Origin of the sequence: Acinetobacter sp. AR_0276 (assembly GCF_003000705.1) — a bacterium.
Taxonomy (GTDB): domain Bacteria; phylum Pseudomonadota; class Gammaproteobacteria; order Pseudomonadales; family Moraxellaceae; genus Acinetobacter; species Acinetobacter nosocomialis.
Genome location: NZ_PSQO01000004.1, coordinates 3,842,712 through 3,861,463, shown reverse-complemented (window position 1 = coordinate 3,861,463; position 18,752 = coordinate 3,842,712). Strand labels below are relative to the sequence as shown.

The 18,752-nt window shown below is 36.7% G+C and carries 20 protein-coding genes; 9 read left to right on the top strand and 11 right to left on the bottom strand.

All coding sequences use genetic code 11. From position 1 onward, the window contains the following. Positions 1-62 precede the first annotated feature (62 nt). Positions 63-1,460: a multidrug efflux RND transporter AdeABC outer membrane channel subunit AdeC gene (adeC, locus tag CSB87_RS19460; protein ID WP_004887206.1), complete on the top strand. Its 1,398-nt coding sequence runs from the start codon at positions 63-65 to the stop codon at positions 1,458-1,460. Positions 1,461-2,125: 665 nt separating this feature from the next. On the opposite strand, the gene CSB87_RS19455 is transcribed toward adeC, so the two are convergent. The 3 genes from CSB87_RS19455 to CSB87_RS19445 are packed head-to-tail and all read right to left on the bottom strand — an operon-like array spanning position 2,126 to position 3,821. Further along, a complete protein-coding gene (locus CSB87_RS19455) occupies positions 2,126-2,446 on the bottom strand; it encodes a hypothetical protein (protein WP_106105135.1) in 321 nt (106 codons plus the stop codon). Further along, positions 2,446-3,603, bottom strand: a complete 1,158-nt coding sequence (locus CSB87_RS19450) for a replication initiation factor domain-containing protein (RefSeq protein WP_106105134.1) — start codon at positions 3,601-3,603, stop codon at positions 2,446-2,448. Before CSB87_RS19450 ends, CSB87_RS19455 begins: the two co-directional genes overlap by 1 nt. Continuing rightward, positions 3,603-3,821 carry a hypothetical protein gene (locus tag CSB87_RS19445; RefSeq protein WP_032051890.1) on the bottom strand — a complete coding sequence of 73 codons (219 nt, stop codon included), beginning with the start codon at positions 3,819-3,821 and terminating at the stop codon, positions 3,603-3,605. Before CSB87_RS19445 ends, CSB87_RS19450 begins: the two co-directional genes overlap by 1 nt. A 110-nt stretch (positions 3,822-3,931) precedes the next feature. Between CSB87_RS19445 and CSB87_RS19440 the strand changes: the two genes are divergently transcribed. Then, positions 3,932-4,138 (top strand): hypothetical protein, encoded by a 207-nt coding sequence (locus CSB87_RS19440; RefSeq protein ID WP_032051889.1) that lies wholly within the window; start codon positions 3,932-3,934, stop codon positions 4,136-4,138. 271 nt (positions 4,139-4,409) lie between these two features. Here CSB87_RS19440 and CSB87_RS19435 read toward each other — a convergent pair whose 3' ends face one another. The 8 genes from CSB87_RS19435 to CSB87_RS19395 all read right to left on the bottom strand — a co-directional run bounded on the left by CSB87_RS19435 (position 4,410) and on the right by CSB87_RS19395 (position 10,546). After that, positions 4,410-4,643 carry a hypothetical protein gene (locus tag CSB87_RS19435; protein ID WP_106105139.1) on the bottom strand — a complete coding sequence of 78 codons (234 nt, stop codon included), beginning with the start codon at positions 4,641-4,643 and terminating at the stop codon, positions 4,410-4,412. 392 nt (positions 4,644-5,035) lie between these two features. Next, a complete protein-coding gene (locus CSB87_RS19430) occupies positions 5,036-6,265 on the bottom strand; it encodes a zonular occludens toxin domain-containing protein (RefSeq protein ID WP_106105138.1) in 1,230 nt (409 codons plus the stop codon). Next, positions 6,265-6,546 (bottom strand): DUF2523 family protein, encoded by a 282-nt coding sequence (locus CSB87_RS19425; RefSeq protein ID WP_031953744.1) that lies wholly within the window; start codon positions 6,544-6,546, stop codon positions 6,265-6,267. Before CSB87_RS19425 ends, CSB87_RS19430 begins: the two co-directional genes overlap by 1 nt. A 95-nt stretch (positions 6,547-6,641) precedes the next feature. Next, positions 6,642-8,027, bottom strand: a complete 1,386-nt coding sequence (locus tag CSB87_RS19420; RefSeq protein ID WP_106105137.1) for a hypothetical protein — start codon at positions 8,025-8,027, stop codon at positions 6,642-6,644. 140 nt (positions 8,028-8,167) lie between these two features. Then, a complete protein-coding gene (locus CSB87_RS19415) occupies positions 8,168-8,422 on the bottom strand; it encodes a hypothetical protein (protein ID WP_106105136.1) in 255 nt (84 codons plus the stop codon). A 428-nt stretch (positions 8,423-8,850) separates the two neighbouring features. Then, on the bottom strand, positions 8,851-9,171 hold the full coding sequence (locus CSB87_RS19405) for a hypothetical protein (RefSeq protein WP_106105135.1): 321 nt from the start codon (positions 9,169-9,171) through the stop codon (positions 8,851-8,853). Beyond that, complete coding sequence (locus tag CSB87_RS19400; protein WP_106105134.1) at positions 9,171-10,328, bottom strand: replication initiation factor domain-containing protein; 1,158 nt, start codon at positions 10,326-10,328, stop codon at positions 9,171-9,173. Before CSB87_RS19400 ends, CSB87_RS19405 begins: the two co-directional genes overlap by 1 nt. Continuing rightward, complete coding sequence (locus CSB87_RS19395; RefSeq protein WP_032051890.1) at positions 10,328-10,546, bottom strand: hypothetical protein; 219 nt, start codon at positions 10,544-10,546, stop codon at positions 10,328-10,330. Before CSB87_RS19395 ends, CSB87_RS19400 begins: the two co-directional genes overlap by 1 nt. 110 nt (positions 10,547-10,656) lie before the next feature. On the opposite strand from CSB87_RS19395, the gene CSB87_RS19390 reads away from it, so the two are divergent. The 7 genes from CSB87_RS19390 to CSB87_RS19360 all read left to right on the top strand — a co-directional run bounded on the left by CSB87_RS19390 (position 10,657) and on the right by CSB87_RS19360 (position 18,719). Further along, entirely contained in the window at positions 10,657-10,863 is a 207-nt protein-coding gene (locus CSB87_RS19390; RefSeq protein WP_032051889.1) for a hypothetical protein, read from the top strand. A 1,032-nt stretch (positions 10,864-11,895) separates the two neighbouring features. After that, on the top strand, positions 11,896-12,186 hold the full coding sequence (locus CSB87_RS19385; protein WP_004887207.1) for a hypothetical protein: 291 nt from the start codon (positions 11,896-11,898) through the stop codon (positions 12,184-12,186). Positions 12,187-12,672: 486 nt separating this feature from the next. Continuing rightward, positions 12,673-13,206, top strand: a complete 534-nt coding sequence (locus CSB87_RS19380; protein ID WP_106105133.1) for a fimbrial protein — start codon at positions 12,673-12,675, stop codon at positions 13,204-13,206. A gap of 86 nt (positions 13,207-13,292) precedes the next feature. Then, complete coding sequence (locus tag CSB87_RS19375) at positions 13,293-14,027, top strand: molecular chaperone (protein WP_000774082.1); 735 nt, start codon at positions 13,293-13,295, stop codon at positions 14,025-14,027. Between the two features lie 60 nt (positions 14,028-14,087). Continuing rightward, positions 14,088-16,646 (top strand): fimbria/pilus outer membrane usher protein, encoded by a 2,559-nt coding sequence (locus CSB87_RS19370; RefSeq protein WP_004887210.1) that lies wholly within the window; start codon positions 14,088-14,090, stop codon positions 16,644-16,646. After that, on the top strand, positions 16,643-17,653 hold the full coding sequence (locus tag CSB87_RS19365) for a fimbrial protein (RefSeq protein WP_002049906.1): 1,011 nt from the start codon (positions 16,643-16,645) through the stop codon (positions 17,651-17,653). Before CSB87_RS19370 ends, CSB87_RS19365 begins: the two co-directional genes overlap by 4 nt. Positions 17,654-17,762: 109 nt before the next feature. Continuing rightward, positions 17,763-18,719: a DUF4882 domain-containing protein gene (locus CSB87_RS19360; protein ID WP_004887213.1), complete on the top strand. Its 957-nt coding sequence runs from the start codon at positions 17,763-17,765 to the stop codon at positions 18,717-18,719. Positions 18,720-18,752: the final 33 nt, after the last annotated feature.

Below are 18,752 nucleotides of genomic sequence, written 5' to 3'. Positions count from 1 at the left end.
GAATACTAAATTTCCTCTGATCTACACAGCTACTCAACTCATTTTGTTATTTGGAGAATACTATGTCGAAATCGGCAACTGTATCTCGTGGACTCGTTATTTCTACACTCTCAATTGCACTCGTTGCATGTGTCAATATGCAAGCTCCACAACCTGCAATTACATCTCATATTCCACACAACTTTTCTCAAAATACTTCTGGAAAAACGATTGCTGAACAAAGTTATAAAGAGTTTATTTCTAATCCGAAATTAGCACAGGTTATTGAAATAACTTTAAATAACAACCGTGATTTACGTACTGCCACATTCAATATTGAACGTGTACAGCAAGAATACCAAATCACAAAAAATAGCCAGTTACCCACCATTGGTGTAATGGGAGGTGCAGCAAGACAAGTTGATCCGTCTATTAATCCTAATAACCCAGCTTCTACATTTCAGGTTGGTTTAGGAATGACCGCATATGAACTAGACTTTTGGGGACGTGTGCAAAATTTAAAAGATGCGGCATTAAATAATTATCTAGCAACACAAAGTGCTAAAGAAGCAGTTCAAATTAGTTTAATCAGCAATGTCACGCAAGCTTGGTTAAACTATGCTTTTGCTCAAGCTAATTTAAATCTTGCAGAGCAGACTCTAAAAACACAACTCGATTCTTATCATCTTAATAAAAAGCGTTTTGAAGTTGGTATTGATAGTGAAGTTCCGTTAAAACAGGCACAAATTTCGGTTGAAACAGCACGAAATGATGTGGCCACGTATAAGACTCAGATTCAACAGGCAAAAAATTTACTGGATTTGCTAGCAGGTCATCCTGTTCCGCAAAATTTACTTCCTGATCATACAATTCAAAATATTACCTTTGAGAAAACCTTTGCAGCCGGTTTACCAAGTGATTTATTAAATCATCGTCCAGATCTTAAAGCTGCCGAATATGAGTTACGTGCTGCCGGAGCGAATATTGGTGCTGCCAAGGCACGCATGTTCCCGACCATCAGCCTGACAGGTTCGACGGGTTATGCATCGTCTGAACTGAAAGATTTATTTAAAACAGGCAATTTTGCATGGTCGATTGGACCTAGTGTTGATCTACCAATTTTTGATTGGGGAACACGAAAAGCTAATATTAAAATTGCAGAAACTGACCAGAAAATTGCATTGGCTAAATATGAAAAAGCTATTCAATCGGCATTCCGTGAAGTCAATGATGCTTTGGCTACGCATGCACATATCGGAGAAAGGTTAGATGCACAACGTCGCTTAGTCTCTGCGACTGATGCAACCTATAAACTCTCCATGGCACGTTATAGAGCAGGCGTTGATAGCTATTTTACGGTTTTAGATGCGCAGCGTTCTGCCTATGCAGCACAACAAGGCTTACTTGCGCTTGAACAGATGAAATTCAATAACCAAATCGAAATATATAAAGCTTTAGGAGGAGGAATATCTAAAAGCTAACTAGTTGTGGTCTAAAAAATAAGCTGATATAGAGATTCCTGATCAGCTTATTTTTACTTTAGATGATTAAATTTTGCTATGACATCATATATTCAGCGCTTAAGTTCATATGAACTATTAGGTTAAATTTAAGCAATAGCTGTACACACGTACTATATCAGTTTTTCCAGGCGTGTAAAGAGATTTTTAAAAATTTATTATTAAATTTCAATGTAGTACAAAGATTTAGTATTTTAAGCTTTAGCGTGGGCAGGCTAAGAATTTTGAGACTAAAAGGTGATTTAGAAAAAGAAATTTGTATAGCAGCCAGTAGCCATAATACGGCTCGTAAATTTAGAATTTAGTAAGGTAGCTCGGCTCACTAGGGTAAATATAAAAGTGTAATTACATTTTGTAGAAAGCTGCCAGAACTATTTTGGCTAAGATTAGAAATAGGGTTAGCCAGTTTAAGTCTTTAAGAGTGGCACGGCTTGGTAAGTTGCTTGAGCAACAGATACCAAGCTAAAAATTTACTGTAGTAAAGAATAAACGGCGTAGCAGTAATGTAGAGTAGCCAGAGTCATATATATGGTAGGTTTTCAGATATTCTATTTAACATAATATACATTATACGAACAATCGTATTGTTTTAAAGTAAGCCTTTGATTTCAAAGGCTTTTTTAGTTTTAAATAGCTGGTTTGTTTGGCGGTGTTGGTAGCTGTACATCTACTACAACATATTTAACGCCTTTGCCTGATGTAACCATATCGAAAGTAATATCAGCTTCGATTGGAAAGTCTGATTGCTTAAACTTACGCAGTAACGCAATGTTTGAAGAATCCTGCCAGTTGAAAGTCTCACAACCATTACCAATAGCTGTACCTTGTGACAAATCCATTGGAACTTGGCAATAAAGCGCAACATGATCGTAATGACGACCTGAGCCGTCAGTCGGTTTAAAATCAACAGCTTTAGCGCCTAAAATTTTTACTTTAGATGTATGCATTACATTCTCCGAGCAGTTAGAAGCACATGATCAAGTCGCTTGGGATATGCAAGCGGATCAGAGCAACAAATTAAATTAATGAGTTCTTCAGGTTCGAATACGTCCTTAAAGACGTTGATATATTTGCCATACTGGTGCTTGAGATTATCAATAGCAGTCTGGAAATTGATTTGAGCTGTTTTACTAATAGTTTCAATGCGTTCAGGCTGTAAATGTTTAGCTAAATCACGGAAACATGGATAAGCAGCAATAAAAAATTCGCTAGGAGCAAGTAACATGTCAAACGGTAAGACACGATCAATTGCTTTAAATTCAACCTCAGCACGTTGCCAATTATCATCAGGATCACCTTCGGCACGACCTTTTTCGTACAATCTCAGATACTTACCAGAATCACGGCTACCGATACATAAAGTACGACCTTTACCATTTGGTCTGCGCCAATTGCCTTTATGTTCAATGTTTGGAGCACGGTTACCGAGCTGAAAACCCCCTAACCCATCTTGCATATTGCCCCAATCTACACTGACATGTTTACCTTCAAAATCATCGTGTGCAATGTCTACACGGGTTAATTTCGCTCTTTTCGCTTTGGTAACTAAGAAGTGATAAAGTCTTAATTCCCAACCGCTTTTAGCGAAATTACAACCACGGCCATTGATCATAATTAGAATCGTATTACGCTGACCACCAATACATAAAAAGCCAAAATCTTCGCCTAAAACATAACTTTCATCATAGAAATTAAGGCCTTTCTTACGACATAAAGTCGTTGTAAAGCCAAAGATATGCTCTAAGTCGGCTTCAAGAGCTTCTACAGCAGCAGTAATACGATGTGATTCAAGAATAAATTCGTCTTCTTGCCAGAATCTATCGCCAACAGTCTCGATACCAAATGTGAAATTGACCCAGTCAATCACAGCAATTTCATTGTCAGCAGGCATTCTGTACTCGATGTGCTTCACACCATCATTCGTCATGATCATGTGAGTCCGAGGAATGGTATATAGCGAATGCTCTTGGAACGGGAGATCGGCGTCTTGAGGTTGTGTATCAGATACCTTTACCCCCATCTTATTAATGGGGGTTACAACTGCCGCTTTTTTCATTCCCCCCGATAATACAGTGGGGATTGGTTGTTTTTTATACTTATCCATTAGCAAATCCCCATCGCTCTAAAATTGTCATTCTCTGCTTTGATAGCGTCACAGTAAGCTGCGACTTTAGGATTCTTATAGCCCCAAGCAAGCATGGTCGACTCAATGTAAAAAAGAACAAACTCAGTCTCGAAAGCTGGATTGCCCCCCACTATTAGCTCGACGCCACGGTCGTGGACGATCTTAGCTACGATCTCAAAAGCTTCTTCTTTACCCATTGCAACAGCATCACATGCAACTATTTGACAGAAATATAACAGAATTGCGCGCAACACTGCAACGTGTGACACAATAATATTGTTGCATTAAACATTGTTGGGACAATGAAATGAAAAAGTCAGACTTATCAAAAACATATAGAGTTCGTGGGGAATTCGTAGAATCGATCAAAGAGAAATCTTTAGATTTCATTATCGAAACGAAAGAAAGAATTGAGGAAGCGGATATTATTAATGCTTTGATTTATAAGCATTTAAGCTCGATAACAGCGAAAGATGTAACAAAATATATCGAAGAAGTAAAAAAAGCAGATTAGTAGTATTTGTTGATCCCGACTACTAACCTTTCCCCTGCTCTGGCGTTCGCATAATGCCGACTATGTAAAAAAACGCCGATTTGCTATGAAAGTATGGCAAATCGGCTATGTTACATAATCAGGCATCACATTATGCGAACTCTCAGTCCCCAAAAATTTCATTCATAAGTTTATGTGCCAAGAACCAATAAAGAGGATATGCAATCGCAAATCCCACAACGACTAACACATCGATAATTGTAATATTATTCAAAAAATCCATATTGCCCACCTAATCAACTTCTGTAAATGAATCTTGAGCAAATGTAGTAACTTGTTCAAGAATATCAAAAGCTTTATCAATATCTTGTTTTTCATCAAAGATATGGCATTTAACTAAAATATCAATTGCTCCTGAAAGTTCATTCATATGTTTGAGACATTCGAAAGGAGTCAAAGAAGAATCAATTACCTGCTGAGCTTTGTTTTCAAGATGCTCAAAAATCCGTTGTTTATTGTGAATCATATGCCCCTTAATGCTCAATTTTTAACTTAACAGACTTCGCTAGTTAAGCTAAAAATTCGAGCTCATAATCACTTATCAAAGACCATGTATTGCTAAAATAAGAACGATCTTGGATTCAACCAAATAAGCTAGCTAGGTCGCTCAGCGCTCCCATTTATTAAGACGCTAGACTATTTTGAATCCCATTTTTAGAAATATTTGTTGTTTTCAAAATAATGAATTTACAGGTCACTATCTTTTAAAAAAGCGGTACGAATGTAGTTGTACCAAATATAACCACAAAAAACAAAAACGTTTAACAAGATTAAAAATAACTCAATGTAATCAACTTTATGCATTTTTATTTCCCCCCAATTTGTTCCTTAATAATACAACAAAAATTTAGTTAATAATCAAAAAGAAAAAGAACTTTGTGCATTAGCCCCGTTCACACTAGAACGTTGTAAATTTTGCTGTACTTGGTTATTAGCCTGCACAGGCTCAACAACATTAGATACTTGAGTACTAGTATATTGCTGTGTAGTTTGTTGGTATTGGTTTTGAGCAAAATAATTAAATGGACGATCACCCTTAATAATCCGTTTGCAATCAGACGGATTAAGATCATGAACAATTGTACCTTGTTGAGTATAACCAACTAGTTTACCGTGACGATCTGTCATACAACCAGACAAAACAGGCTTAGCCGTAACTTGATAAGTAACCGTTTCTTGAATCTTATCGGCAGACTCAAAAGGCTTAGATGGATCATAGCTGACTTGCTGTGTCGTAGAGCCTACAGATTCGCCATTTTTGGTTAGTCGATTGAAATATTCTTTACACTCTGGCTTATCAACATTTACACCCTTACGGCAATCCTCATCACTCAGTTTGACCTGATTAGTAACATCTTTAACAGGATCAGCTTCTTTTTTAGGTGCATTCTTTTCAACAGCAGTTGTAAACTTCTTAGCATCCTCTTTTGTACCTTTCATAAGATACCAAGAAAGCCCCGCAATAATGGCCACAATAATAGCCATACCACCAATAAAGCCCATTAACTTAATGTTGCGATGATATGCTCGACCAGAGGAATTACCGTCCTTCGTAGACGTATACAGCTTGTAATACTTCTCCTCGATTGAGTATGTATATTCATCATAAGCCTGAACCTTAACAGACTTAGTAATCGAATTCTGAACCTTCGTAAAACAGTAAGCCTTTGAAGTTTTACTACCGTTAGCCTCACAGTAAATATACTGATTCACTAATTTACGTACATCCGCATTTAAGAGCGCAGGATCTGGCGAGGTCATCCAAATATCACAGTGGTTATGACGCACCATGGTTATATCAACAATCTCAGAATCTCGACGACTAGAAAAGTGTTTTGAAAACTTCTCATGTGTCTGTACTTCATCAATAATAATCAGACTGTAATGCTCACACTCACGCCAATCATCAGGCAAAGGTTGAATGTAATCACATAGCTCAGCATGCCCCCGAACATTAGAATAAATGTTTTTATAAATACCGCTTTTATAAGCAGCTACAGCATCTTTAACAGTAAGATAGGTTTTACCTGCGCCAAAGGCGCCACAGGTTAAACGAAGTGTTCCACCTGCTTGTTTTTGATCAAACATTATTGTTTCTTCCTAATCATTAATTTGCCTGAATTAAGTGTCAGCAGAAATAGAGCTACTGAAACAAAAGAGCTAATAAAATGGTCAATTCGACAAATGCCCATCATCTGTAAAAGCATTGAAGGAATAGAATTAAGATCACCAATCATTGAATTGAATGCAGCACGTACAGCAACCAAAATTCCGACATAACTAACAACTGATAAACCAGCGCCAGCAATAACCTTTTGTACTGAATTTTTAAGAAGCCATTCACCGAGAATTGCAAGAAACTTAAGCATTACCGTTCCTCAATCCAAGCATTAAAAAATACGGCTTACCAAATAACCTAAGCCCATGATTTTTTGATAAATCAACTAAAAAAAATTGCAAAGATTTAAGCATTTCCATTCCTCAAACCAAGCATTAAAAAAATAAGACTTCCCAAATAACCAAGCCCCTGTATATAGGGCGCAGCTTGCTCTCCATAAGTACAGAAAAAAGTTAAATCTTTATCAAAATCAATAGAACCAATTAAACCCATTGGAATAGAGACACGCTCAGGTGAGAAAGGACATGTTTTACCAAAAACAACCATGTCTTGACGGTGATATGTTTCAATATCTTCGTTTTCTACTTCTAATTTTTCATCTTTTAATTCTGGTTTATCCTTCATCCACTCATCTGTTTTTTTCCAATCGTCATACCATTTACAGACCGTAAAAGCCCATTCACAAAAAACAGGAAATGTAAAAGAAATGGATTGTCCACCTGTAGGATTACCATCAGGGTCCTTGATAGGTTCTGCTTTACCATCTGCCTTAGCACCATCATCACGCCATGAGCGGTCATTAGCATTTGGTTTATCAGTTGTAGGAGCATTTTTATATCGAGAGTCGCCAAACGGTGCAGGCTGTCCATCTGAAGTAGGCGGAGCATTTTTAATCTTGTCATCCATTTCCTTTGCTAAATCATCGCCAATACCGGTTGGGTCATGTTCATAAGCATTAGCTACAGACGGGTCCATCTGACCTTTATTTGCAATTGGATTATATCGAGCCGGTTCAACTGGGTCGTCATATCCTTCACCCATCATTGCAGCACCCAAAAGTTCAGGTGTTAAAGGAATCTTTTGTTTTGGGGCATTGGGGTTGTAATCAGGATTTGTATAAGGAGTAAATGAAGAACTTCCTGTTTTTATAGCTCCTGTACCATCAACCCAAGTAAAAGTACAATTTCTAGGGTTCTCAGTAGAAGATTTAAAAGCATAATTACGTGCAGGAAATTGTTTTTTTAAATACTCAACTTCAAGTAAACAAGAATCACGGACAGTACAAGCAGATGTATTATTTTTACCGCCATTCATTGCATAAACTAGAGTCTGACATACTTGATTAGTCGGCTTATATTTCATATATGATTTTGAACCTTCATCCATGACCCAACCGATAGCTTCAAGTAGCTGTGTAACAGCATAAACCCCAACCATCTGCACGCCTGGATTTCTTGCATAGAAAGCCACACGTTGTAGCATTGTAGAACCGACTCGGCTAGCTGTTGGAGTTGCTTCAGCAATAGCAATTTTAGTAACTGTTTTACTCTTAGCTGTTACTGGGTCAGTTTCAACAAATGAACGAGCAGAACGACCATAAACTCGTTTTGCATAATCCTCACGATTTTGCTGTAGCTTAATTTCACGTTGTAACCACCAATCACCCTCATCGGTTGCACGCGCCTCAACACTAAATAAAGCAAGACAAATCAGTAATAAACGAATGAGCATACTAATCCCCAGACAATACAATCCAAAACGCTGCTAGAACTACAAAGATGAAATAGAATGTCATTTCATTTACTCCATTAAAAAAGGCGGATGCGGTGCGTACGGTCGTGCGCTCCTATCCGCCTTTTTTATGTTATTCGTTAGCCCAACATAGATAAGGCTTTACGAATTCCCCAAGCTACATAAGTTGGTAATGCTTTAAGCGTACCAGAAGCCATTAGGCCCCCAATTACAGCAACACCCGCAAGACCAACGGTTAAGTCGATAGATGTAGAACCTGTGTCCGCAAAAGCATTTGACATAGTTACAAGTGTTACGCCTGTAGTAGCAAGTGCATAGCGAACTGCTGTATTAGGTTTTTTAACTGGTTGTTGAGTAGTGTTTTTAGTTTGCATGGCTATACCTCCATATCGTTAGAGCCAAGTAGTTTTAAATTAGTACGAATCGCAGAAGCGACGTACCATATCAAAGCCGTAGCGGAGATTAACGCTGCCACCTTTTCAGGCGGTAAATTGTTTAATTCATCCATCCAAGACTGTTGATGCAAGACGACGATGCAGTAATTTATGCCGTCAATCACAGTTGTAACTGAGCAATCGTCAACTACCATCGTCAGAATCCTTTAGCCTTTACAATTAGAGATATGAGCCATGTACACCCCTTCATAAAAATAGGTGTTTCCACATTCTTGACAAATGTAAATCAAACAGCTCATAATATCCCCAATATTTAATATAAGTTATTGATTTTTAACATATTATACATTATACGAACAATCGTATTGTTTTAAAGTAAGCCTTTGATTTCAAAGGCTTTTTTAGTTTTAAATAGCTGGTTTGTTTGGCGGTGTTGGTAGCTGTACATCTACTACAACATATTTAACGCCTTTGCCTGATGTAACCATATCGAAAGTAATATCAGCTTCGATTGGAAAGTCTGATTGCTTAAACTTACGCAGTAACGCAATGTTTGAAGAATCCTGCCAGTTGAAAGTCTCACAACCATTACCAATAGCTGTACCTTGTGACAAATCCATTGGAACTTGGCAATAAAGCGCAACATGATCGTAATGACGACCTGAGCCGTCAGTCGGTTTAAAATCAACAGCTTTAGCGCCTAAAATTTTTACTTTAGATGTATGCATTACATTCTCCGAGCAGTTAGAAGCACATGATCAAGTCGCTTGGGATATGCAAGCGGATCAGAGCAACAAATTAAATTAATGAGTTCTTCAGGTTCGAATACGTCCTTAAAGACGTTGATATATTTGCCATACTGGTGCTTGAGATTATCAATAGCAGTCTGGAAATTGATTTGAGCTGTTTTACTAATAGTTTCAATGCGTTCAGGCTGTAAATGTTTAGCTAAATCACGGAAACATGGATAAGCAGCAATAAAAAATTCGCTAGGAGCAAGTAACATGTCAAACGGTAAGACACGATCAATTGCTTTAAATTCAACCTCAGCACGTTGCCAATTATCATCAGGATCACCTTCGGCACGACCTTTTTCGTACAATCTCAGATACTTACCAGAATCACGGCTACCGATACATAAAGTACGACCTTTACCATTTGGTCTGCGCCAATTGCCTTTATGTTCAATGTTTGGAGCACGGTTACCGAGCTGAAAACCCCCTAACCCATCTTGCATATTGCCCCAATCTACACTGACATGTTTACCTTCAAAATCATCGTGTGCAATGTCTACACGGGTTAATTTCGCTCTTTTCGCTTTGGTAACTAAGAAGTGATAAAGTCTTAATTCCCAACCGCTTTTAGCGAAATTACAACCACGGCCATTGATCATAATTAGAATCGTATTACGCTGACCACCAATACATAAAAAGCCAAAATCTTCGCCTAAAACATAACTTTCATCATAGAAATTAAGGCCTTTCTTACGACATAAAGTCGTTGTAAAGCCAAAGATATGCTCTAAGTCGGCTTCAAGAGCTTCTACAGCAGCAGTAATACGATGTGATTCAAGAATAAATTCGTCTTCTTGCCAGAATCTATCGCCAACAGTCTCGATACCAAATGTGAAATTGACCCAGTCAATCACAGCAATTTCATTGTCAGCAGGCATTCTGTACTCGATGTGCTTCACACCATCATTCGTCATGATCATGTGAGTCCGAGGAATGGTATATAGCGAATGCTCTTGGAACGGGAGATCGGCGTCTTGAGGTTGTGTATCAGATACCTTTACCCCCATCTTATTAATGGGGGTTACAACTGCCGCTTTTTTCATTCCCCCCGATAATACAGTGGGGATTGGTTGTTTTTTATACTTATCCATTAGCAAATCCCCATCGCTCTAAAATTGTCATTCTCTGCTTTGATAGCGTCACAGTAAGCTGCGACTTTAGGATTCTTATAGCCCCAAGCAAGCATGGTCGACTCAATGTAAAAAAGAACAAACTCAGTCTCGAAAGCTGGATTGCCCCCCACTATTAGCTCGACGCCACGGTCGTGGACGATCTTAGCTACGATCTCAAAAGCTTCTTCTTTACCCATTGCAACAGCATCACATGCAACTATTTGACAGAAATATAACAGAATTGCGCGCAACACTGCAACGTGTGACACAATAATATTGTTGCATTAAACATTGTTGGGACAATGAAATGAAAAAGTCAGACTTATCAAAAACATATAGAGTTCGTGGGGAATTCGTAGAATCGATCAAAGAGAAATCTTTAGATTTCATTATCGAAACGAAAGAAAGAATTGAGGAAGCGGATATTATTAATGCTTTGATTTATAAGCATTTAAGCTCGATAACAGCGAAAGATGTAACAAAATATATCGAAGAAGTAAAAAAAGCAGATTAGTAGTATTTGTTGATCCCGACTACTAACCTTTCCCCTGCTCTGGCGTTCGCATAATGCCGACTATGTAAAAAAACGCCGATTTGCTATGAAAGTATGGCAAATCGGCTATGTTACATAATCAGGCATCACATTATACGAACTGTTGTGTAATTTACACCTAGGTCTTTGATCCTCCTTATTTTTATACACTGGTGCTGTGCTTTGCTTAGCCAACAATGAAATTTTTGGCTAAAGTCTGATAAAAATATTATATCTTATCTTTCACGCTCCATTTTAGCTATTGCACTACATCCTAGAAAGCATGGCATTTTTATAAATTATTTCTTTACTTTTTTAAGCTTCATTGTGCATTAACGCCAAAACTGTGATTTAACTAAAAATTCAAAATTTGAATTAAATTACAGATATGAAACTTAATTGTTAATTGAATAACCAAATTTAGGCAGCTTTCTTCTCTACAACTGTAAAATAATTTTCTTATATCTAAATGCTACTTATTTAAAATTAAATTACCTAGATTTCAGCAAAGTTACAACTTGCCTCATACAATGAGAGTTTATTTAATTGTGCTAAACAACTCTACTTACTGTTTAAAATGTATTCAATATTGTTCTTATTAACTTAAAGCTTTTATATTTTAATTTATATAAATCACCACAAATTAGAGTTAAAGATCTAATTACATAATTGTTTTTTAGTAAAATATATTATTTTATTAAATAATATAAATTTTTAAATCATCGAGTTTTTTAATTTTTTTAAAAAAATAAGAATATTTTAAATTAAAGCATTCATTATCAGTAATTTAATTTTATACAAACTAAGATTCATTATTTGTTTAAAATGTGATTTTATTATCATTTTTAGCAAAATAGCTATAAAGCAATAACTATTTATATAAATAAAATAATTAGTGAGATATGCGTCACATGTTATTTATTATTTTTTTATTAAAATGAATTTTCATATTGTTTTTAAATAAAAATTATTGTATCTCTTATATTAACTATTTAATAAATAGGTATATATAAAATGAAAAATAATATATTTAAAATTGTAGTTTTGGCGGTACTTTCCACTTCCCCACTATTTTGTTATGCGAATAACACAATAATGATTAAAGGAAATATTGTTGAAGATACTTGTTCTACAGTAAATATTGAAAAAGAATGCGCTCAAATCAATTCTTTGAATACAACTATTGATACTCAATATTTAAACAAAGATAATGTATTCAACTTAGCGCGACATACTGAAAAAATGGATACGAGTATTGAAACTATAAGTGCTAATAAAAAAGTAGTGCTTGTTAACTATCATTGAAATGAACGAGCTTTCAACATCAACTCAGTCTTAACTCTTTACGGTTACTTGAGTATGAATGGCCTTATAAGAGTGAATTTTTGACTTTATAGTGCAATACTTAGCTAGAGTTAACAATTCGCTCTTATTTGCTTAATAAATGATAAATTTTTCACGTTTTTTCATGCATAAAGATAAATTGTTCTATATAATTACTTCATTAAATTTTTCTTAAAATAATTTTCTTTAATTGTATTTTTCTTTTGCAATTATTCTTAATAGAACTTCTATCAAATATTTCATATTTAAAAACAAAATCTTAACTCAAAAAGAGCATTTGTCATGTTTACTCTAAATTCATGGTATTTTTTCTTATTCTTTAAAAAATATGTGATCTAGTTTGCATTTTGTTTAAAAAATGTTAGTATCGCCGCATTACTTTTCAAGATGTCAACCTCTGGAAAAGTAACAGATTAAACTTTTATCCAGACTTTTTGAGAAAACACTATGAAAAAACTTGCTTTGATCGCTGCTCTTTCAGTTGTAGGGATTGCGAACGCTCAAGCTGCTGATGGTACAATTACAATTAATGGTTTAGTTACAGACAAAACTTGTGACATCGTTACACCTGCTGGTAAAGATTTCACAGTTACTCTTCCAACTGTTTCTAAACAAACTTTAGCAGCTGCTGGTAACGTTGCTGGTCGTACTCCTTTCCAGATCAAATTAGTTAACTGTTCAGAAGGTAAAGTTGCGACTTACTTCGAACCAGGTGCAACGGTTGACTTCAATACTGGTCGTTTACTTAACCAAGACGCTACTGGTGCTAAAAACGTTAACGTTCAACTTTTAGGTAGCAACAACCAAGTAATTCCAGTTCTTGCTGCTGGTGCAAATGGCGCTCAAGCAAACTCTCAATGGGTTGACGTTGCAGCAGCTGGTAGTGCAGACCTTAACTACTATGCTGAATACTATGCAACTGGCGCTTCTACTGCTGGTAAAGTCAACACTTCTGTTCAATACACAATTATCTATCAATAATTGATGGATGATAGGGTTTCTATATCCGTATAGAAGCCCTATTTTGTGTAACGCTTTCCCGAACTTCCTTGGCTGAGAATCCTGAAATGAAATTGAACAGTTATAATTTTTTGTTAGGTTTGGCATTTGCTTCAGCGGTAGCCGCACCTGCCTCTCATGCAGAAATTGTAATTCATGGCACTCGTGTAATTTATCCATCAGATGCCCGAGAAGTTACGCTACAAGTTAGCAATAACGGTTCAAAACCAGCACTTGTCCAAGCTTGGATTGATGAAGGCGACCCAAAAAGTACTCCGGATCAATCAAAAGTTCCTTTTATGATTGCTCCTCCAATTTCTCGTGTTGAAGCAACAAAAAGTCAGACTTTTCGTATTACTGCTCTACCCACTGCTTCTCAGTTAAATCAGAAGCAAGAAACTGTCTTATGGTTAAATGTTTTGGATATTCCTCCAAGACCTACCTCAAAGGGCTCAGATGCGACACCTGATAATTTTCTGCAATTAGCAATTCGTTCACGTATTAAATTCTTCTATCGTCCAGCTTCGATTAAAGATGATGCGAACTTAGCGGCAGATAAGCTTCAATGGGTTAAATCTGGTCAAAACTTAACGGTAAAAAATCCAACACCTTTTCATATCACCATGACTTCTGTTTATCAGAAAGTCGGCGATAAAAAAGTAGATTTATTACCTGAAGGGCTAATGGTTAAGCCTTTTTCTGATGCATCCATTCAGCTTAAGAATGGCAATCTTCAGGATATGAGTTTTATTAATGTGAATGACTACGGTGGCCGAGTCGAACACTCAATAAAACTTCAATAATCAGATTTATATTTTTTAATAAATTTTAAGCACCTATTATGTGAGTAGGCGGACTTAGCTATGCCAAAAAAACGGCAAGAATCTTATAAATTATTAAAACGCCATATTTGTTATTACTTGGCTTCCGGTGTTGTTACCATGACAATGCCTGTATTCGTGCACGCTGAAGAAACAGCTGCGAGTGCTCCTGTCGAAGCTGAGTTTGATTCTGCTTTCTTAATTGGCGATGCAAAAAAAGTTGATATTTCTCGCTTTAAATATGGCAACCCTGTTTTACCTGGCGAATATAACGTTGACGTATATGTAAATGGTCAATGGTTTGGTAAACGTCGTATGGTGTTTAAGGCGGTAGACCCAACACAAAATGCGGTCACTTGCTTTACAGGAATGAATCTTCTTGAATACGGCGTAAAACAAGAGGTTTTGTCTAAGCATGCTCCCCTTCAAAAAGAAAATAATAGTTGCTACAAAATAGAAGAATGGGTTGAAAATGCATTTTACGAGTTTGATAACTCTCGTTTACGTGTCGATATTTCAATCCCTCAAGTCGCATTACAAAAAAATGCGCAAGGTTATGTCGATCCGAGCGTATGGGATCGCGGTATTAATGCAGGCTTTTTATCTTATAACGGTAGTGCTTATAAAACGTTCACTCAATCGAATGATAGAAGTGAAACCTCAAATGCGTTTATGGGTATCACAGCCGGACTAAATTTAGGTGGTTGGCAGCTACGTCACAATGGTCAGTGGCAATGGCAAGATACACCTGCTGAAAATCAATCTAAGTCAAGTTACGAAGAAACAAGTACTTATTTACAGCGAGCATTCCCGAAATATCGTGGTGTTTTAACACTTGGTGATAGTTTTACAAACGGCGAAGTATTTGACTCTTATGGCTATCGTGGTATTGATTTCTCAAGTGACGATCGAATGCTGCCGAATAGTATGCTTGGTTATGCCCCACGTATTCGTGGTAATGCTAAAACTAATGCAAAAATTGAAGTACGTCAGCAAGGCCAACTTATCTATCAAACAACGGTAGCACCGGGTAACTTCGAAATTAATGACCTGTACCCTACTGGATTTGGTGGCGAGATTGAAGTTACCGTTATTGAGGCGAATGGGGAAATACAAAAATTTTCTGTGCCTTATGCATCTGTTGTTCAGATGTTACGTCCGGGTGTAAACCGTTACTCACTCACTGTAGGTCAATTCCGTGATCGTGATATTGATCTTAATCCTTGGGTGGTTCAGGGTAAATATCAACAAGGTATTAATAACTATTTAACGGGTTATACCGGAATTCAGGCTTCTGAAAATTATACAGCTTTATTGCTGGGTGCTGCTTTTGCAACACCTATTGGTGCTGTTGCATTTGACGTTACGCATTCTGAGGCGGACTTTGAAAAACAAGCTTCGCAGTCTGGTCAAAGTTTCCGTTTAAGCTACAGTAAATTAATTTCACCAACCAATACGAACTTAACACTTGCAGCTTATCGTTATTCAACAGAAAACTTCTATAAATTGCGTGATGCCCTTCTTATTCGTGATTTAGAAGAAAAAGGTATCAATACTTACGCTGCGGGTCGCCAACGTAGTGAATTCCAGATTACCTTGAACCAAGGACTCCCTGAGGGTTGGGGTAACTTCTATATGGTAGGTTCATGGGTCGATTATTGGAACCGTAGTGAAACAACTAAACAGTATCAGATTGGTTATAGCAATAATTACCATGGCTTAACTTATGGTTTGTCTGCGATCAATCGTAAAGTTGAATACGGCGCAAGTAACCAATCACGTGATACTGAATACTTAATGACATTGTCTTTCCCAATGAACTTCAAGAAGAACTCAGTTAATGTCAACATTACTGCATCTGAAGATAGTCGTACAGTGGGTGCAAGTGGAATGGTGGGTGATCGCTTTAGTTATGGTGCTTCTATGTCGCATCAGGACTATGCAAACCCAACATTTAACGTAAATGGTCGTTATCGTACTAACTATACAACTGTTGGCGGTTCTTATAGTGTGGCTGATTCTTATCAACAAGCTATGGTGAGCTTAAGCGGTAGTATCGTTGCTCACTCAAAAGGTGTGTTATTTGGACCTGAACAAGGTCAAACAATGGTACTTGTACATGCACCTGATGCAGCTGGCGCAAAAGTAAGTAATACCGTTGGTCTAAGCATTAATAAAGCAGGTTATGCCGTAGTTCCATATGTTACTCCATACCGTCTTAATGACATTACCCTTGACCCTCAAGAAATGTCTAGCAAAGTAGAACTTGAAGAAACAAGTCAACGTATTGCACCGTTTGCTGGTGCAATTGCTAAAGTAGATTTTGCGACTAAGACAGGTTATGCAGTTTATATTAATAGTAAGACTGCAGATGGCAACAGCTTACCTTTTGCAGCACAAGTCTTTAATCAAAAAGACGAAGCTGTAGGTATTGTTGCACAAGGTAGTATGATTTACTTACGTACCCCACTTGCTCAAGATCGTCTGTATGTAAAATGGGGAGACGAAAGCAATGAGCGTTGTTCGGTTGAGTACAATGTTGGTAATCAGTTGCAAAACAAGCAACAAAGCGTGGTAATGACGGAGGCTGTCTGCAAATGAAAAGAATATTATTAACGGGTGCTCTATTTACCGCGGGCTTAGGTGTGTATGGTGAAGCTAATGCTGCATGCTATATAGTCAATTATGAAGCAAATGATGTTCTTATGGCGGTGGGACGTGTTGTCGTACGTCCTAGTGATCAAGTAGGTGCGATTTTAAGAAAAGCGACTTTTCCTATTACCCGGACTAGAACACAAGCAAATAATTGTGATAGCCGCGATGTTGCCGTTGCGGAATTAACACAGGCTTATCCGTTAAGCTCCTTAGGCAATAGCATCTATACAACCAATATTCCTGGTATTGGTATTCGCCTATACCGTGAAGCAGATAATAATACCAATTTTTCTGGTTATTACCCTTATCAACGTGGTGGAATCTCAGGTAATCGTTACTTAGCAGATGGCTATTTTGTTGTGGAAATAATTAAAATTGCCTCACAAACAGGTTCTGGGACTTTAGTTCCTGGTAGATATAGTAGTTATTATATCCGTGGTTTTCCAGATAAGCCTTTCTTAACAAGTACTGTTAATGCCAATGCGATTACCATTGCATCTTCTTCATGTGAAATTCAAGGTAATATCAATAAAGTTGTACAACTACCAACAGTTACTAAAGCTGGCTTTAAAGGTGTTGGTTCAACTCAAGGTGAACAAACTTTTGATATGAACATCCTATGTAATGGTGGTATTAACCCTACTGGCTATGAAGAGAAAAATCTTATTAGTTTGACCTATGACTTTACTCAAGATGGTACAAACAATCAGGTTTTAGCGAATACAGCTGCAGCTTCTGAAAAAGCAAACGGTGTAGGCGTTCAGTTACTTTGGAATTATCAAAATAAAAATCAGGTTATCAAAAAAGGTGACAAGCTGGCTTTAGGTACATTGTCTTCTAACCAGACACTTCAATATAACGTACCGATGACTGCCCGCTACTATCAAACAGCAACGAATGTTACACCGGGTAAAGTTCGTGCTATGGCAACTGTAACTATTGAATATGATTAATCATATTCAATAGTTTTTAAATTTAACAATATCAAATATTTAAGAATTAATAATAACTTTTTCTTTATCCATACTTTCTAAGAATTTACTTAACTTTATAGGAACATCTATGAAAAAAATAGGCATAGTTGCTGTTAGTGCAATTACCTTATGCTGGGCCATGTATGAGGTATCATCTGATAATACCAATACAGCATTACGTAATGAATCTAACCAAAAAGTCGCATCTAAAAGAATTTCATCAACTACAAAGAATGAAAAATTGGCATCTCAACCCCTTTTGACTCAAATGAATTCCCCTAATTCTTCTACCCCAATCTGCCAATATCATTTTGATGCAACTCAAGAAGATTATGACCTATGGAATAATGAACATCCTGATTATTTTCCTATGAAAATATTTCCAATAATAAGTGGGCAAAAATTTAGCCTTAAAGTAGATCCTATACTAGAAAATGAATATGGCAATATAGATTATATAGCGAGAAGTAAAGCAGGTCTCAACTCGACTAATGATATTGGCGATTTCTCTATACCTAATAAGGGCATTATTGCCTTTGAAATGGAACTAAAAATTCCAACTGTAGCCGTTGGTAACTCTTCTTATATCTCTAATATTGATTTTACTGGCGTAACAAATAATGGATATACCGTTAGATCAAACTACGGGTTTCATACAGGGACTTATGACCCAGATTTTGGCGAGAATCCTCCAACTTTAAATTACTCTTTAGCATATCGAGTTAGTGATAATAGCGGACCTGATCATCCTTACTTCAAAAGTCAAAATATGACAAATAATATGAATGGATACCAACGCTTGGGTATATATATTAATCAGAACACGAAGCAAGTAGGCTTTATTTTAAATGGAGTTGATCAGGGGTATCAATCTAATTTGCCAGCTCCGCTTGCGAATATACGTTTTTCTATTATGAATGGTATAGCAATATATTCTGAACAATTATTTGGACAAGAGTTATCTAGTGAACTTATAACTGATCGAGATGATCTTCAATTTATTTACCCACCAGATACAACTGATATTTGTGGTAATACCATTTAAAATATAAAACTATGAAGCGTAAAAAAGGGCTAA

Excerpts from the sequence above, each read along its gene's own strand:
- adeC (WP_004887206.1), top strand. The coding sequence starts at position 63 with ATGTCGAAATCGGCAACTGTATCTCGTGGACTCGTTATTTCTACACTC.
- CSB87_RS19455 (WP_106105135.1), bottom strand. The coding sequence starts at position 2,446 with ATGCATACATCTAAAGTAAAAATTTTAGGCGCTAAAGCTGTTGATTTT.
- CSB87_RS19450 (WP_106105134.1), bottom strand. The coding sequence starts at position 3,603 with ATGGATAAGTATAAAAAACAACCAATCCCCACTGTATTATCGGGGGGA.
- CSB87_RS19445 (WP_032051890.1), bottom strand. The coding sequence starts at position 3,821 with ATGGGTAAAGAAGAAGCTTTTGAGATCGTAGCTAAGATCGTCCACGAC.
- CSB87_RS19440 (WP_032051889.1), top strand. The coding sequence starts at position 3,932 with ATGAAAAAGTCAGACTTATCAAAAACATATAGAGTTCGTGGGGAATTC.
- CSB87_RS19435 (WP_106105139.1), bottom strand. The coding sequence starts at position 4,643 with ATGATTCACAATAAACAACGGATTTTTGAGCATCTTGAAAACAAAGCT.
- CSB87_RS19430 (WP_106105138.1), bottom strand. The coding sequence starts at position 6,265 with ATGTTTGATCAAAAACAAGCAGGTGGAACACTTCGTTTAACCTGTGGC.
- CSB87_RS19425 (WP_031953744.1), bottom strand. The coding sequence starts at position 6,546 with ATGCTTAAGTTTCTTGCAATTCTCGGTGAATGGCTTCTTAAAAATTCA.
- CSB87_RS19420 (WP_106105137.1), bottom strand. The coding sequence starts at position 8,027 with ATGCTCATTCGTTTATTACTGATTTGTCTTGCTTTATTTAGTGTTGAG.
- CSB87_RS19415 (WP_106105136.1), bottom strand. The coding sequence starts at position 8,422 with ATGCAAACTAAAAACACTACTCAACAACCAGTTAAAAAACCTAATACA.
- CSB87_RS19405 (WP_106105135.1), bottom strand. The coding sequence starts at position 9,171 with ATGCATACATCTAAAGTAAAAATTTTAGGCGCTAAAGCTGTTGATTTT.
- CSB87_RS19400 (WP_106105134.1), bottom strand. The coding sequence starts at position 10,328 with ATGGATAAGTATAAAAAACAACCAATCCCCACTGTATTATCGGGGGGA.
- CSB87_RS19395 (WP_032051890.1), bottom strand. The coding sequence starts at position 10,546 with ATGGGTAAAGAAGAAGCTTTTGAGATCGTAGCTAAGATCGTCCACGAC.
- CSB87_RS19390 (WP_032051889.1), top strand. The coding sequence starts at position 10,657 with ATGAAAAAGTCAGACTTATCAAAAACATATAGAGTTCGTGGGGAATTC.
- CSB87_RS19385 (WP_004887207.1), top strand. The coding sequence starts at position 11,896 with ATGAAAAATAATATATTTAAAATTGTAGTTTTGGCGGTACTTTCCACT.
- CSB87_RS19380 (WP_106105133.1), top strand. The coding sequence starts at position 12,673 with ATGAAAAAACTTGCTTTGATCGCTGCTCTTTCAGTTGTAGGGATTGCG.
- CSB87_RS19375 (WP_000774082.1), top strand. The coding sequence starts at position 13,293 with ATGAAATTGAACAGTTATAATTTTTTGTTAGGTTTGGCATTTGCTTCA.
- CSB87_RS19370 (WP_004887210.1), top strand. The coding sequence starts at position 14,088 with ATGCCAAAAAAACGGCAAGAATCTTATAAATTATTAAAACGCCATATT.
- CSB87_RS19365 (WP_002049906.1), top strand. The coding sequence starts at position 16,643 with ATGAAAAGAATATTATTAACGGGTGCTCTATTTACCGCGGGCTTAGGT.
- CSB87_RS19360 (WP_004887213.1), top strand. The coding sequence starts at position 17,763 with ATGAAAAAAATAGGCATAGTTGCTGTTAGTGCAATTACCTTATGCTGG.